Source organism: Lyngbya aestuarii BL J, from assembly GCF_000478195.2.
GTDB lineage: Bacteria > Cyanobacteriota > Cyanobacteriia > Cyanobacteriales > Microcoleaceae > Capilliphycus > Capilliphycus aestuarii.
In genome coordinates this window covers 1-15,548 of record NZ_AUZM01000042.1, presented here as the reverse complement: position 1 = coordinate 15,548, position 15,548 = coordinate 1, and the positions used below count along the sequence as shown (strand labels likewise).

General features: G+C 41.7%; 12 protein-coding genes. 3 read left to right on the top strand and 9 right to left on the bottom strand.

Annotated features, from left to right (window positions below; genetic code table 11):
- Positions 1-185 precede the first annotated feature (185 nt).
- From M595_RS17255 to pheT, 4 genes are all read right to left on the bottom strand, one after another.
- A complete protein-coding gene (locus M595_RS17255) occupies positions 186-566 on the bottom strand; it encodes a DUF2780 domain-containing protein (RefSeq protein ID WP_023067665.1) in 381 nt (126 codons plus the stop codon).
- A 76-nt stretch (positions 567-642) separates the two neighbouring features.
- Positions 643-1,062 (bottom strand): hypothetical protein, encoded by a 420-nt coding sequence (locus tag M595_RS17250; RefSeq protein WP_040484266.1) that lies wholly within the window; start codon positions 1,060-1,062, stop codon positions 643-645.
- 505 nt (positions 1,063-1,567) lie between these two features.
- Complete coding sequence (locus M595_RS17245) at positions 1,568-1,837, bottom strand: YciI family protein (protein WP_023067653.1); 270 nt, start codon at positions 1,835-1,837, stop codon at positions 1,568-1,570.
- 73 nt (positions 1,838-1,910) lie between these two features.
- Positions 1,911-4,376: a phenylalanine--tRNA ligase subunit beta gene (gene pheT, locus M595_RS17240; protein WP_023067643.1), complete on the bottom strand. Its 2,466-nt coding sequence runs from the start codon at positions 4,374-4,376 to the stop codon at positions 1,911-1,913.
- A 418-nt stretch (positions 4,377-4,794) separates the two neighbouring features.
- On the opposite strand from pheT, the gene M595_RS17235 reads away from it, so the two are divergent.
- Positions 4,795-6,438 carry a serine/threonine-protein kinase gene (locus M595_RS17235; protein ID WP_023067675.1) on the top strand — a complete coding sequence of 548 codons (1,644 nt, stop codon included), beginning with the start codon at positions 4,795-4,797 and terminating at the stop codon, positions 6,436-6,438.
- A 23-nt stretch (positions 6,439-6,461) separates the two neighbouring features.
- Here the strand turns inward: M595_RS17235 and M595_RS17230 are convergent, their stop codons facing one another.
- The 4 genes from M595_RS17230 to M595_RS17215 all read right to left on the bottom strand — a co-directional run bounded on the left by M595_RS17230 (position 6,462) and on the right by M595_RS17215 (position 10,069).
- Entirely contained in the window at positions 6,462-7,043 is a 582-nt protein-coding gene (locus tag M595_RS17230; protein WP_023067637.1) for a serine O-acetyltransferase, read from the bottom strand.
- A 77-nt stretch (positions 7,044-7,120) separates the two neighbouring features.
- Entirely contained in the window at positions 7,121-8,113 is a 993-nt protein-coding gene (locus M595_RS17225) for a glycosyltransferase family 2 protein (RefSeq protein WP_023067648.1), read from the bottom strand.
- A 160-nt stretch (positions 8,114-8,273) separates the two neighbouring features.
- The gene (locus tag M595_RS17220) at positions 8,274-8,921 is read right to left on the bottom strand and encodes a sulfotransferase family 2 domain-containing protein (RefSeq protein WP_023067649.1); all 648 of its coding nucleotides are present in this window, start codon (positions 8,919-8,921) and stop codon (positions 8,274-8,276) included.
- A 290-nt stretch (positions 8,922-9,211) separates the two neighbouring features.
- Complete coding sequence (locus M595_RS17215) at positions 9,212-10,069, bottom strand: sulfotransferase domain-containing protein (protein ID WP_338041652.1); 858 nt, start codon at positions 10,067-10,069, stop codon at positions 9,212-9,214.
- A gap of 624 nt (positions 10,070-10,693) precedes the next feature.
- On the opposite strand from M595_RS17215, the gene M595_RS17210 reads away from it, so the two are divergent.
- On the top strand, positions 10,694-12,385 hold the full coding sequence (locus tag M595_RS17210; protein WP_023067661.1) for an alkaline phosphatase family protein: 1,692 nt from the start codon (positions 10,694-10,696) through the stop codon (positions 12,383-12,385).
- 633 nt (positions 12,386-13,018) lie between these two features.
- Positions 13,019-15,193: a calcium-binding protein gene (locus tag M595_RS30200; RefSeq protein WP_023067638.1), complete on the top strand. Its 2,175-nt coding sequence runs from the start codon at positions 13,019-13,021 to the stop codon at positions 15,191-15,193.
- A 144-nt stretch (positions 15,194-15,337) separates the two neighbouring features.
- On the opposite strand, the gene M595_RS17200 is transcribed toward M595_RS30200, so the two are convergent.
- A partial coding sequence (locus tag M595_RS17200) for an IS200/IS605 family transposase (RefSeq protein WP_023067669.1) occupies positions 15,338-15,548 on the bottom strand: 211 nt, incomplete at its 5' end.

Sequence of the window (15,548 nt, the reverse complement as noted above, 5' to 3'; positions counted from 1 at the left end):
TGGGGAGAGGATTTTTTGGAGATGAAAAATAGCTTTTTATTAATAAAAATTCCCCCCCGGAACCCTACCTCCCTACCTCCCCACCTCCCTACCTCCCCACAAATCAAGTTTTAGGGCTAGAATGAAACGGCCCTGGGGCTAGGGGGGATAAACTCAGAGTAGAAAATATTCAGTTTATACAGAAGCTATTTTAAAACTTGTTCTAGTAACTGACTCGCTCCGATGCCCCCTTTTCCTTGAATATAAGACAGGATAATCGGCACAAACATATTAATCATACTGGTATTTAAACCCAGTTTAGAAAATCCACCGGCTAAATTCGCCAGATTTCCCACCGATGCAGGCGCTCCCATCGCTGAAGCTAACCCCCCTAAAACACTCGCCATTCCCCCAGATTCAGGAGCAGCACTGAGGAGTTCACCCATACCCGGAATATACTGAGCAATTTGATCAAATTGTTCGTTTTGCAATTTTTCCTGAGCCAGTTGAAAGAGGAGTCCGGCTCCTCCTTTGGCTTGTTGTTCCTGCACCCCGAGTTGACGAGTCAAGATCTCAACCAGTTCCATCTTGTTTTCCCAATACGATATACAACTTTTATCACAACTGCATGAAGTTGCTCAACTGGGTTCACGAGTTGTCGGTTTAATATCGATCCTGAGTCGTCAATGAAAGTGACATCGCTGAACGAACGAAGCTATAACTAACATTTTGCCAATGAGGATTACAGACTCTATTTTCGACGACATCGAAATGAACTAAAAACCAACGGTCAACTAAACTTCCCCGTTCGAGGATGCGTTCAAAGTACATGACTCGCTCGGGATCGATGTAGTATTTTTGACAAATTTGGTCTAATAAAATCTCGAAGGCTCGACCGATGCTAATTCCGTTGTTCCAAGGTAACTCTGTAACGGTGATCACTTTACTCCCATCGGGCTTACAGTGAATGGTCACATCACATTTACAGATGCTACCGGGCCAAAGTTCACATTTAAATAACATTCTGGCAATATCCTCGTTTAAACGACAAACACTATAGGGATCATTCTCTCCTGTCTTCATTCTCTCCGAGAAAGTTGATGAAGTAAACCTTAAGATACAAAAAAATGTACGCAGTGAACAGAATGATGACTTTTAAGATTTGCTTAATCTATTCTACCAAGGAAGGATCAGTAATTGCCACAATCGTCGGGTATAAAAAAAGTGTTAAGTTTTGATAGATTTTTATCTAAAGTAAATAAGCAAAATTACTCATCTAAAATTCTCTCGACAAAACAAAAAATAATACGGGAGAAAGTTAGCCAGTGGTTTTAACGACGGGTTGAATAGCAACACTCGCATAATATCAACAGCAGCTTTAACAACAAATCTCTCTAAAAAAACTCGCCCCAGTTATACACCTCATTGAGAAGGAGAAATTATAGCGATTATGATAGAGTTTTTGTCGGAGATAGAAGGGGGTGAATATTCGATTAGATCTAAATATTTGTCGGGAAAATGGTATTATATCGATTGAGAGAGTTAGACGTTAATCCTGATGAAATTGAGTAAAATTAATTCCTAGATTTTAGAATACCTGAATCCATTCTTTCACTTCGTATTCTGTCCAAATTCCATTCAGCCAATACACATCAGATTCAATCAGTTGTCGTACAATTTCTTCGTTTTCTGCTTCATAGATTCCAAAAACTTTTGTTAAATCTTGAGTGGGGCAAATTGTAACCACAATTCCGGCTTCCTTTTGTTTTTTAATTCCCTCTAAATGAGCTTTTCGGTAGGGTTCTCGCTTTGATAAAACATGATCGCAGTAGGTTCCAAACAGAAGATATTTTGGCATTGTTTTGAGGATCTAATTTTAAGTTAGAGGCTAGTTTTATGATTCTAACCTCTAAACAACAAACTCAACTTAATTAACTTCTGAGATTGACATTAAAATGCTTGACTAACGCCTCACGAACCTTTTGCTGTTTGGGTTCAACTTCTTCTTCAGTTAACGTGCGATCGCTAGCTCGATAAACCAGACGAAAGGCTAAACTGCGTTGACTTTCAGGAACGTGTTCACCCTTATATTCATCAAACAGTTTAATAGATTCTAACAAATTTCCGGCTGCTTTAATCATACATTTTTCTAGATCAGCAACGGAAACTTCCTCCGAAACAAAGAACGCAATATCGCGATCAGAAGGCGGAAAAGTCGAGAAAGAACCAAATTTCCGAGTTAAATTATCCGCTTGAGTCATGGCTGCGACTAAAACCGATAAATTCAACTCAAATAAATAAACTTCTTTGGGTAAATCTCGTTGTTCTTGAAGCTGAGGATGAAGCTGACCAAAAACACCTAAATGATTTCCATTTAACTCCAAAGACGCTGTTCTTCCGGGATGTAATTGTTTAATTTGAGTTTCTTTTTGGTATTCAACTGACAAATACAACCGTTTAAAAATAGCTTCCAGGATTCCTTTTGCTTCAAACCAAGTAATGGGTTGTTCTCGTCCACCTCGCGTCCAATGTCCTTGAGTGGTATCACCGCTGATTATTCCCGCAACCACATCTTTTTCTTGAAAAGTTTCTGTTTCTTTCCAGAAAACTCGACCAATTTCAAAGCCATTTAACGGCCCATTTCCATTTTCTAGGTTGAATGCAAACGCATCAATTAAACCGGATAACATTTCGGTTCGTAAAGCGGAATATTCCACAAATAAAGGATTAGAAATTACAACTTGATTTTCTCCTTCTTGTTTAACTAAAGAATAGTGCATTAATTCTGTTAGTCCCTCGGCTCGAAATGCGGCTCGAAGGTGTCGCAAAGCCAACTGATCTTCGGTGAGATAACCCGGTACACTTTGATGGGGTAAAGTATCAGAAAAATTATCATAACCATATAGACGGGCGACTTCTTCAATTAAATCAATTTCCCGTTCTAAATCTCGCGCGCGATAGGCGGGAACTGTCACAGTCCAAACAATATCTTTGTTCTCTTTGATGGGAGTTTGACGCATCGAACCACAACCCAAAGCGGTGAGAATTCCTTCGACTTCTTCCGGTTGTAGGAAAGATTCAACTAACGTATTTTCTCCTCGTTTTAGAGAACCTAAAATTTGATTAATCCGACTCAAACGCAGAGGAACTTGAGAAGAAGTGACATCATCAACGATACTACTTGCTGACTCTTGTTGTGTGGAAACTCCACCCGTGAGTTCTGTAATTAATGAAATCGCTCGACAACAGGCAAGAACTAATTCAGCCGGATTAACACCTCGTTCAAAACGAGTAGAAGCTTCTGTACGCAGTCCTTGACCCCGTGCTGAACGGCGAATTGCCACAGAACTAAAGACTGCCGCTTCTAACATTAAATTCTGCGTTTCTTCGTAGACTTCGCTATCTTCACCGCCCATAATTCCGGCAAGAGCAATCGGTTGATCATTAGCAGTAATCAGCAGCGTTTCGTCTTTAAGTTTGCGGGTTTGGCTATCGAGAGTTTTAAGAGATTCCCCCGATTTTCCTAACCTTACCCCAATCGTTAAATCCTCAGAAGCGGTAATTTTTTGTAGTCGATCTAAATCAAAAGCGTGTAGAGGTTGTCCCCATTCCAGCATAATATAATTTGTAATATCGACCACATTATTAATCGGTCGTACACCAGAGGCTTGTAAACGTTGTTTGAGCCACTGAGGAGAGGGGGCAATTTTAATGCCTTCGATGATTGTACCCGTATAAATGGGACAGGCTTGGGATTCACTCACCTCAACCGCTAATTTCAAAGACGCTTTTTTGTCTTCGATCAAAAGCCCTGTCGCTTCCGGAATGCGTAAAGAAGCCGCCGTTAAAGCCGCGATTTCCCGAGCAATTCCCACCATGCTTAAACCATCGGCTCGGTTCGCAGTTGCGGTGACATCTAAAATGACATCATCCAAACCGAGTAAAGGTCGAATATCACTTCCTAGCTTGGGGTTTTCGAGATCAAAGGCGTGAATTCCATCCGAGTCTTTTTCTAACCCTAATTCTGCTAAAGAACAGATCATTCCCTCAGAAGGAACGCCCCGCAGTTTTGTTTTTTTAAGTTTGAGATCAACCTGGGGTAAGTAAGTCCCGATAGTCGCGACAGCGACAATTAAATCAGCCTTGGCATTGGGTGCGCCACAGACAATATTAAGCGGTTCGCTGTCACCGATATCAACTCGACAAACTCTGAGTTTATCGGCGTTGGGGTGAGGAGTGGCTTCTAAAATTTTTCCTAAAACAACGCCATCAGCCCAAGTGCTGCGATCTTCGATGTCTTCAACTTCAAAGCCAGCTACAGTTAACGTTTCAGCCAACTGTTCGGGAGTCATTTCGATGTCTACTAATTCTCGCAGCCAATTTAGAGAAATACGCATTCTTTTATCAGGGGTTCAGTGTTCATGCTTAGAGGTGGTCTAGACCTTACAGCTCAAGGTCTGTGTCTGAAAGTGGACTCATTTTAGATGAATTCCTTGATCATCAGTATTGGGGTTGAGTTGAGGGAGTTGAATTGTCCAGTTCTCATCATAAAGGAAAGAGGAAGGTTCAGCACCCGTCAAAAATTGAGCCGATAGGGTTAAGTTTTCAGGAAATTCTTATTTCTATAGTGAATAATAGAGACAGGGGGAAACTATCTATAGACATGATATCCGTGTATCTGCTGGTTGTTATATGACCTGTCGGCGCTCAACCCACTGTCGCTCGTGATCAGTTTCTCGAAAGCCGGATGATGTCGGCTTAAGGGCTGTTTTGTCTGTCTCCGCTAAACTTGAAGTTGAAGCATTCTCGAAGACTATGAGTTACTGTATCAATCCAGCTTGTTCCCATCCTGAAAACCCGGAGGATGCGTCTCAATGTCAAACCTGTCGGTCAAAGTTGGTGTTGCGAAATCGCTATCGTGTGATCAAGCCTTTGGGTAAAGGTGGGTTTGGTGCCACTTTCTTGTCAGAGGATCTGTCCTTACCGGGTTCTCCCAAATGTGTTGTCAAGCAACTCCGCCCTGTGGCGAAATCAGCCCGGATTTTAGAAATGGCACGTCAGCTTTTTCAACGGGAAGCAACGACTTTGGGGAAAATTGGTGATCATCCTCAAATTCCTCGACTGCTTGATTATTTTTCAGGAAAGCAGCAGTTTTATTTGGTTCAAGAATATGTTGATGGTCGTAATTTAAAAGAAGAAGTTCAGCAATCGGGTGTATATACCGAAGACGAAATTAAAGCATTTCTACGAGAAATTTTACCCATTCTCAGCTATATTCACTCCCACGAAGTCATTCACCGTGATATTAAACCCGCTAATATTCTCAGACGCGCTCAAGATAAACGATTGGTTTTGATTGATTTTGGGGCGGTGAAAGATGAGGTTAAACAGGTTACAGAATTTGGGACAGGACAAACGGCGTTTACCAATTTTGCCATCGGAACATCGGGTTTTGCACCCCCAGAACAGATGGCTCTACGGCCAGTCTATGCGAGTGATATTTATGCGGTAGGGATGACTTGTGTTTATTTGATGACGGGAAAATCTCCGAGTTCTCTTGATCATAATCCGATTACTGGGGAAGTGTTGTGGCGTGCGCTAGTGTCGGTGAGTGATTCTTTTGCAGCCATTTTGCAGAAAATGTTGGAGATGTCTGTTTATCAACGTTACCAGTCGGCCGAAGAAGTTTTAGGTGCGTTGGATCATGAAACGGAGTTCTACAGTGACTTTTCGGGTGGATTATCTATTCAACCTGAGTCTCGTGTCTCTGAAGCACCCACACAAGTTGAGACTCATCAACAAGATAATCAAACGACGATCTATTGTGATGACGAGAGTACCGAGTTACGACCATTTGCATCTCAGGCAAAACAAATTCGAGAGCGCAATGCTCGGCGTCGGAAAAAAGAATACACCCAACTCGGAGAAAATTTTGCGTCTGTTGATGGGGGGATCAGTGCGACTCAAGGCGCTCCAACGGCGACTATGTTTACATCTGCCAATACTCAAGCGAGAAACAAATTTCATCGTTGGGATGAAGCCAGTTTACATGATGCTTATATTAGAGGCGAACGCTATTTTACCGATTGTGATCTCCAGGGTCTAAACTTACGAAGTGAAAAATTCTCAGGTGCTTACTTTACCAAATCTCGCTTAGAACAGACAAATTTTCAAAATGCGGATTTATCTAAAGTGGATTTTACGCGAGCGTCTCTCTCAGATGCGATTTTTAAAGATGCCAATTTAACTCATGCTCGCTTGAGTTATGCCAATTTAGAAAATGCTGATTTCCGGGGTGCTAATCTCACCTACGCAAATCTGAGTTATACAAATCTGCGAGGGACTAACTTGTGTGGAGCTAATTTAACTCATGCTTTAGTTTCTGAACAACAACTTGCTCTGGCTAAAACAAACTGGCGTACTATTCTACCCAATCGAAAGCGGAAATTTGGATTATAAATTGATTTAAGGGTGTACTTCTACTAGAGATTTTCGGAATCTTCTAACGTTTGTGGGGAATGATCACTGCTGTCTGAGTTTTTAGCTGGAATAATCCGAGCGGGAATACCGACGGCTGTGGCTCCAGGAGGAACATCACAAATCACAACAGCATTTGCCCCAATTTTAGCATGATCGCCAATATAAGCTTGTTTGAGAATTTTAGCCCCAGCTCCGATATCAACATGACCCCCAATTTGAACCCCTTTGGTAATAGTTACTTGCTGTAAAATTAGACAGTTAGGCCCAATCGTGGCTTGAGGATGAATAACAATTCCATTGGGATGAGTCAGCACTAACCCTCCACCCAGTTGACAGTTTAAAGGAATATCGGCACCAGAAGCTACACTCCAAAATCGATGCTCTAGGACGTGTATATTTTTGAAGAATTTAGCAAAAAGTCCACCTTGTTTTTGCCATTTTTGATATTGACGAATTGATTTAATCAGTTGTCGATTTGGAGACCACCAATTTTTCAACTTTTCTCGATTCCAATCGGGTTCTGTTGCTGAAACTTTGGATTTTATTTTGGGGCTAATCTGATTCGACTCTAGAGAAGTTTCCATACTTTGAATACCAATAATAAATTGAGAATATTTTCAGGATTTCGGACGTTCTAAATCATAGAATCTTCAACAAACCTTTACTCTGTTTTGTATTCTACCAATGTCCGGCGACGACCCAGTAAGCGATTGAAATGAAATTGCATCTGGCCTTGCAGTTGAGGAAATTTACCCAAAACACAAGAGAGGGCATAAAGTGCTGACTCACGGTTAGAATAGCTCCGTTGTTGGGTATAATACCGATAAATTCGGTAGGTCAAATACGGATAACCAAGCAATAGTAATAAACTCAATTCATGGGTCGGAAAAGCAAGTACCAGAGCCAATAACGGAATAAACAATCCCCACAGCCAAATACTTTTGCTTTCTTTTACCCAATGTCGTTGGGGAGATTGACCGTGTAACCAAGCCCCTTCTGCGTAAGCATGACCCGCTCTGAGCATCCGTTTCCACCACTGATTCCAACGGGTCATCTGAGCATCATGTAAGGTCATCTCAGCATCGAGGCGGAGAATTTTCCAGCCCTGTTGACGTAACCGCACACACAGTTCGGGTTCCTCTCCGGCAATGATAGAGTCATTAAACCCCCCCACTTGTTCAAATGCTTCAACTCGCATCATGGAGTCACCCCCACAAGCTTCGGCTTCCCCAACTGGAGTATTCCATTCAATATCACATAACTGATTATAAACCGTAGATTCCGGAAAACGTTCTCGGCGACGTCCGCAAACCACCCCAACGTCAGGTTGAGCGAGTAGTTCTTGTTGAGCTTTTTCCAGCCAACCTTCGACCACTTCACAGTCACCATCGACAAATTGCACAAATTCGATTTGGGGGTGAGTTTGTCGCAGATGTTGAAATCCGGCATTGCGGGCGCGAGCTGCTGTAAAGGGAATAGACAAATCTAGTTCGATCACCTCAACGCCCAGTGATCGCGCCATCTCTACACTACCATCTGTCGATCCCGAATCGACATAAACAATACAATCTACCTTCTCTAACGCTGAAAGTAGACATTGACGCAAGCGTTGACCTTCATTACGTCCGATAGCAATTAGTCCGATCTGAGTCAAGTTTCAACCTCCACAATTCCTGAGATGTTTCGGGGTTTGATGAAGCCTATTCCCATATTAGTTATTTTAAAGCTTCAATGAAAAATTGAATATTAGACCTTAAATTTCATGTGGGTCACAATTCCCAATCTATTAGATCTTGGCATTAGCCTAACACAATCTAGAACGTATAGTTGAAAATCTCTATATCTTTCTGATATAGATTCTGCACGATCTCTCTTGATTCTGTATCATAATACTCAGTGTAGTGCAAGCGATTGCTTTTGTTCGTATGTGGTATTTTCTTAACTCTTATCCCCAATATTTTGGTCTTTACTCCTGACTGATCCAGTATCTTATAAGCATCCTGTTCAAAATTTTCAAATTTTCCAATAAAGTCAACTAAAAGGCAACCTTGATCATCAAAAACAAACTTATACTGAGGCTCCCATTGAACGTGATTTTTTTTCTGAATTAGCGAGAGGTATTGCTTGAAGCAATCATCTTCTGACATTCCCATAAAATCTCTGAGAGACTTTCTTTTTTTCATGTATAAAAACTGAGATATTGCTTTATCCCAAGGGTTGCGAACAACCGTAAACTTAAAAAAACTGTTAAAAACTTGATCTCCCACTTCTTGCCTAATTTGGGTAGAAAGAAGATGTTGTAATCCTCCAGTCTGATACTTATTGTGAAATCCGCTGATAAATCCCATCCACAAATTAGATTCTGTTCGATCTTTTGCCCTTGGCCAAATAATATTTTCTAGGCTTGTACCGCCAGTCTTTGGAATGTGAACGAATATGCACTTATGTTTGTAAGAAATCATACTTACTTCTCTGTCTTTTCAACTTCAATATCTAGAATTATACAAAGATCAAACTTTCACAAACCATCAGGTTTTGTAAAAATTATAGATTTTGAATGTAAAGATTTAGTAAATGCACAAGACTGAAGATTGACCCTAGAGCTATCAATTAGTATCTAAATTCAAGCAGACTGAAGTGTATTGATCTTAATTCTATACATATCTTCAGCCTATTGTTTCCTTGTTCAAACGATCATCGTATTCTGTCGAGAAGATCGCACAAACTGTTCATCTATCAATAGATTGCAGAACTACCAGGTATAGCGATATCCTAATAGGTTGTAAAGTTCTTCATTGTAGGGAATAAAATAATCTTTGAGCTGCTGAATCCCTTGAAGTTCAGATTCACTTTTTTCAACCTTATACTTTCCAGAATTGTATTTTATCTCCTTGAATTCTTGCAGTTTTTCAGAGGAGAAATATTCCAGACTGAGAAAGTCACAGATACTATTGAGTAAATTGTCTAGATCATCTTTAAATTGATCGAAGTTTAAGATGAGCAAGTTCTCTTTGTCAAAATGCTTGTAGTAATTTTTCAATTGGTCAGCATACTTACCCCGATTAATATAATCATAAGGATATTCTATTTTGATACCCTTTTGTTCTTCTTCAATTGCTTCTAGAAAAGTTCTTTGATCCGCTATATTTCTGAGATGAGTATGAGGATTTTTGGAAAAGCTGTGATACATTTGCCATGCAGAATAGGCTCGATATACTGGATTTCTGAGGATAGCAATCATTTTAATGTTACCTAAATCTTTCTTGATCAGCTGAGGAATATGCTGAAAATAAAGATCTTCAGGTGTTGCATCAAGTGTAAGCTTATTTTCTTTTTGTTTTTTAGAGGGAAAGTAACCTAGATACCATCCAAAACCTCTCTGATAATTTGGGAATTCATCAAAGTAGTGAATTTCTTTAAAAGAATTATTTTTAATCACGTCCGAATGCTGAATCAAGTAATTGTAAAGTGATGTTGTTCCAGCTTTTTGCGTTCCGAGTATCAAGAAATCCGGACGAGATTTTATCATTGGATACGCTACATTTTTGATCAAATCTTTAATCATTTTATTTCTCTCGTTTTCTTCAGATAATATTGTTGTTAATTTCAACAGCATTTGGGCAGTTAAACAGATTTTGCAGAATTCAAAGGGCAGAGAGTTCCAGGTTAATTACCTCAGCACTCAGCGATCATCCCTCTACACTACTTTCTGTTTATCCTGGACACATATACAACAGCGAAACAGACTTTCTTCCGAACAGAAAGCAAACACTTAAAGATCCACTCAGTTAGAGATTGAGTTCTGGACGTTCCCTTAAGATATAGAGTATAATATAATTGTGCATCTTTTGACAAAACAGACTCACCATTGAAGTCATGTAAATGCAGAAGTCTTTATGGTCTAACCTGTCAAGGAGCTTGGCTCCATTTATAGTTATCGAAAACAGTGATTAGGTCTTTAATTGAATACGGCTCATGGAAGTTTCACCCAAAGCAAGCCAAGTTTAGGTGAAACTGAAAACGTTTTTTATGAGCTATAACCATCCATGCTTTTCTTGTCGAGAGTTGAAAGCTCTACTGAAAATTTACTGTTAAGCTTGTACACAAGCATCAGGCATTTTGACCATGCCTAAGAGTCTGATGAATTAATCAAAAGTTCTGGAAGATTCCCCGAGGCTTGAGCCAGGGGAGTTAGTCAAAGAAGCGTAATACTCAATCAACTGAGGCTGATTTCATGCAAAACCCGAAGAATCCTGTTATTGCGATTGGATTAGACGCCGCTCAACCTCCTTTACTCGAAGAGTGGATGTCTAAAGGATATTTAAAAAATCTAAGTCGTCTACGTGAACAAGGCATCTATAGCCGTTTAAGAAACTTCAAAGACTCAAACGTCGAAACAGCTTGGACAACCTTTGCTACGGGTTGTCGCCCCCAAAAAACAGGGTATTGGGCGGCAATGGGGTTTCGCGAAGGCACTTATGAAACTGAAACTCGCGCGGCTTATGACTACAAGGAATTCCGTCCCTTTACCGCTTTGGGAGAAGATTATCGAGTCATCACCTTTGACGTTCCCCAACTGCGACTGAACACTCAAACCCAGGGCTTACAAATAGGAGCTTGGGGCGCTCACTCTCCTCAAATCCCCAGTAGTTCTATACCGGAATCCCTGTACCAAGAAATCATTGACAAACATGGCCCCCATCCGGGTCTACACAACGATTATGCCGTTTGCCTGGATGTAAAAACCACCATGCAACTCGAAGAGCGATTTGTCACTGGGATTGAGCGGCGTTCAGCCATTTGTCAGGATTTGCTTCAGCGTCAGCCTTGGGATTTATTCTTAACCGTATTCAGTGAATCTCATGGCGGTGGTCACGTTTTCTGGCATCTGAGTCAACCGGATCATCCCCTCCATGAGAAACTGCGACCCCAGGTTTCCCACGACCCCCTGCTTGCCGTTTACCAAGCGATGGATAAAGCCATTGGTGAGATCTTAACCCAGGCGCCAGAAAATGCTCATGTGGTTCTGTTCTCCGATCATGGTACTGGGGCGGCAACGATTGACTTACCGAGCTTTATTTTCTTACCAGAGTTTCTCTATCGCTACAGTTTTCCCGGAAAATGTGGGATTGGGGATGGCAAAACCTCCGAACCCTTACCGCCACCGATTACCAAAATGAAGTGGAACTTTTGGGAGCGGCATTTGTGGGGTCAGAAGAACGATCCTAACCCGATTCGACGCTTCCTTCGACGAGAAACTCCGACTCGGATTTTTAAGTTAATTGAACCCTATCTTGATACTCGGGGCGAGTTTGATTTAATTTCTCCGTTCCAACTCAAACGTCAGGGAGAAACTGTGGTTCCTTGGAACCCGGCTCAATGGTACAAACCGCTCTGGCCTAAAATGAAAGCTTTTGCGATTCCCAGTTTTGCTGAGGGTTACATCCGGATTAACCTCAAAGGTCGCGAACCCAACGGAATTGTCGATCCTTCCGAGTACGATGCTGTTTGTGACGATCTCTGTGAAAAGCTTCACGCTCTCAAAGATCCTCGCAAGGGTATTCCGATGGTGAGTCATATTGTTCGCACCCGAGAAAACGCCGCTGATCGTAATCCGAAATTACCCGATGCAGATTTAATTGTCGTCTGGCAAGAAGAATATGCGACTGATGTGATGGAAAGTCCAGAATATGGACGTTTTGGCCCCTTGCCACCCTATCGTGCCGCCAGCCATCGCTCCGAAGGATTTATCCTAGCAACTGGCCCTGATATTGCACCCGGATCTACCTTGTCTTCGGGTCATGTTCTCGATTTAGCCCCTTCTATTTTAGATTTGATGGGCGCACCGATTCCAGAACATATGGAAGGTCAACCTTTACCTTTGCGAACCAATCAACCTGTTGCTAGTGGGGGCATTGAGTGCTGAATTGATTGATCGCAACCATTAGCGGATCAACTCATCTCTTAATTTCTATTAACCCAAAAGAGCGATAAATGTTAGTACATGGCTAATACTAGCCAAGAAAGAGTGACTAACACTGTCGCTCTTTTGATGTGTCTAGAGAACTGATCTCAGTATCTTTACAGAAACATTACAAATTTAGTACGAACACTTTACATATTCACCTGTATTTTCACAGAAAGCAAATGTTACTCTGATACCATGTCCGTATCCGTCAGGTAGATACCTTTTATAAAAAGCATCAACTGCTTCTAAAAGGGATTGTCACCCGATTGGATTAAGGTCACTTACAAACCGGACTTAGTATAAGATTAAATACAGTTTATATAAACTGTATTTCCTCATCTCCGAAATTATGGTATATAGATTTCATCTGCAACGTTTCCACAGAAATATGTAGATCATACAAAATTAAAATTTAATTCACCTCTATATAACAACAAACTATAGCAATTAGTAATTATTTTTGAACTCCCAACCCGCTTGATGACCTTACTATAAGCTTTCCTTGGTTATCAACCTTCACGAATAAAATCAAATTGCTATACATACTTATCTTTTGAAATATACCCATTCAATTTGAGCAATTAACAAGCAATGGCAATTCTTAGTTTTACAGGACAAGCACAAAAAATTGATATCAGTGATTTTTGGTTGGATGATGCCTCAGACAAACCTGCTACTTATTCAAGCTGGTGGGCTTCGACAGACAATAGATTACAGTTTTTTGACGAAGCTCAAAATGTTACCCTCTCAAAAGATATCAAAATTAGTGACCCCAAAGATTGGGATGATCTCAATAATTTAGGAACGATTGAGACAGGTACTATTGTTGATAGTCATTTCATCTATCAGAAGAATACACCAGGTACAGGAAGACAGTCATTTACAGCCACCTTCACTTTTGACAATCCGATTATTGGCTTCATGGCTGATGATGAGTTGTTTGGTAATGCAAACACCTTACAAACTCTTAATGGTAATGACGAACTGGTTGGTTATCGGGCTAGGGTATTACAAGATGGGAATACCCTAGAAGGGCCAAACAGTGGACTTCCTAAAGATACCGTCAGAATCTTGGGAGACAACAATAACATTTTAGAAGTTTCGTTTACGAGTCAATCTGCCGTTGACCCTCTGCGGGTGATTACTTTGGCTGATGTACCCGAACCTGAACAGCCGCCTGAACCCGAGCCTGAGCCTGAACCCGAGCCTGAACCCGAGCCTGAGCCGGAGCCGATTCCCGAGCCGGAACCTGAACCTGTTGCTGAACCGGAGCCGGAACCTGAACAGCCGCCTGAACCTGAACCCGAACCTGAACCCGAACAGCCGCCTGAACCTGAACCCGAACCTGAACCTGAACCTGTTCCTGAACCCGAACAGCCGCCTGTTCCTGAACCCGAGCCTGTTCCTGAACAGCCGCCGGAACCTGAACCCGAACCTGAACCTGAGCCGGAGCCGGAGCCGGAACCTGAGCCGGAGCCGGAACCTGAGCCGGAGCCGGAACCTGAACCTGTTGCTGAACCCGAACCTGAGCCTGTTGCTGAACCTGAACCCGAACCTGAACCTGAGCCTGAGCCTGTTGCTGAACCTGAACCCGAACCTGAACCTGTTCCTGAGCCTGTTCCTGAACCTGAACCTGAGCCGGAACCTGTTGCTGAACCGGAGCCGGAACCTGAACAGCCGCCTGAACCTGAACCCGAACCTGAACCCGAACAGCCGCCTGAACCTGAACCCGAACCTGAACCTGAACCTGTTCCTGAACCCGAACCTGAACAGCCGCCTGTTGCTGAACCTGTTGCTGAACCTGTTGCTGAACCTGTTGCTGAACAGCCGCCGATTCCCGAGCCTGAGCAGCCGCCTGAGCCTGAACCCGAACCTGAACCCGAACAGCCGCCTGAGCCTGTTGCTGAACCGGAGCCTATACCTGTTTCTGAAATGACTCCGAGTCCAGAGTTAAGATCAATTTTGAATGGAACAAATCAAGATGATAATCTGATGGGTACTCCCAAAAGTGACATCATTAATGCTTCATTAGGTAATGACACCATTTATGGTCTTTTCGCAGATGATCACCTTTTTGGTAGTAAGGGTAATGATCACATTTTTGGTAATGAGGGTAATGATTTATTAGACGGAGGTGAGGATAATGACAACCTTTTTGGTGGAAAAGGACAAGACTCTCTTCAGGGAAAAAGTGGTGATGATGTCATGTTTGGCAACCTTGATGATGATTACCTATATGGCTCAGATGGTAATGATTTGATCAATGGTAATCAAGGTAGAGATTGGATAAAAGCTGGAGAGGGAAGTGATACTGTATATGGGGGTAAAAATGATGATACCCTAGTTGGTGACAGAGGTAACGACAAGCTCACAGGTGATATCGGTCGTGATGTCCTGATAGGCGTTGACCCTGATATTTTGAGTGCAGGTCAGGGAGAAATTGATACTCTAACAGGAGGAACAGAGACGGATATCTTTGTCTTAGGAGATCAATTTCAGCTTTACTATGATGATGGTGATAATGCCACTCCGGGTTTAAGTGATTATGCACTTATTCAAGATTTCAACACTAACGAAGATATTATCGAGTTGTCTGATCAACAGCAAAATTATCGCCTTGAGACTCAATCTGGTCAAGGTTTACCGACTGGTATCGCTCTATATCACATAACTGGTCAGAGTCAAGATGAACTGATTGCTATTATTCAAAGCACTTCTTCCCTCAGTTTAGATGGGGATGACTTCAGCTTTTTGAATGGGAAATAGAAGATATTTCTTCTTTATAAGTAAAGCGAACAACAGATTTTCCTGTTCAGATGTAGGATAGAATCAAAATTTGAGGGCTTTTTTAGCTTCTTCCCCAAGAAGCCCCACGTCTGACCCGACAGAGCAGCGTGAGATGAATTGCGGTCAGGGTTTATCGGAATTAGGTTTGTTCTGATTTTCGATATATTGTCGCCGAGTTGAAATAGTTATTCCACCACAACTAGCAACAAAGTAAGAGCCATTCCATAAAACATCTTTCCAGTAAAAAGAATTTAAGTGGTCGGAAAATTCTTGTCTAAGCTTTCGAGACGTTACAGATTTGAGATTATTAACCAAATTACTTAAAGCAATGTCA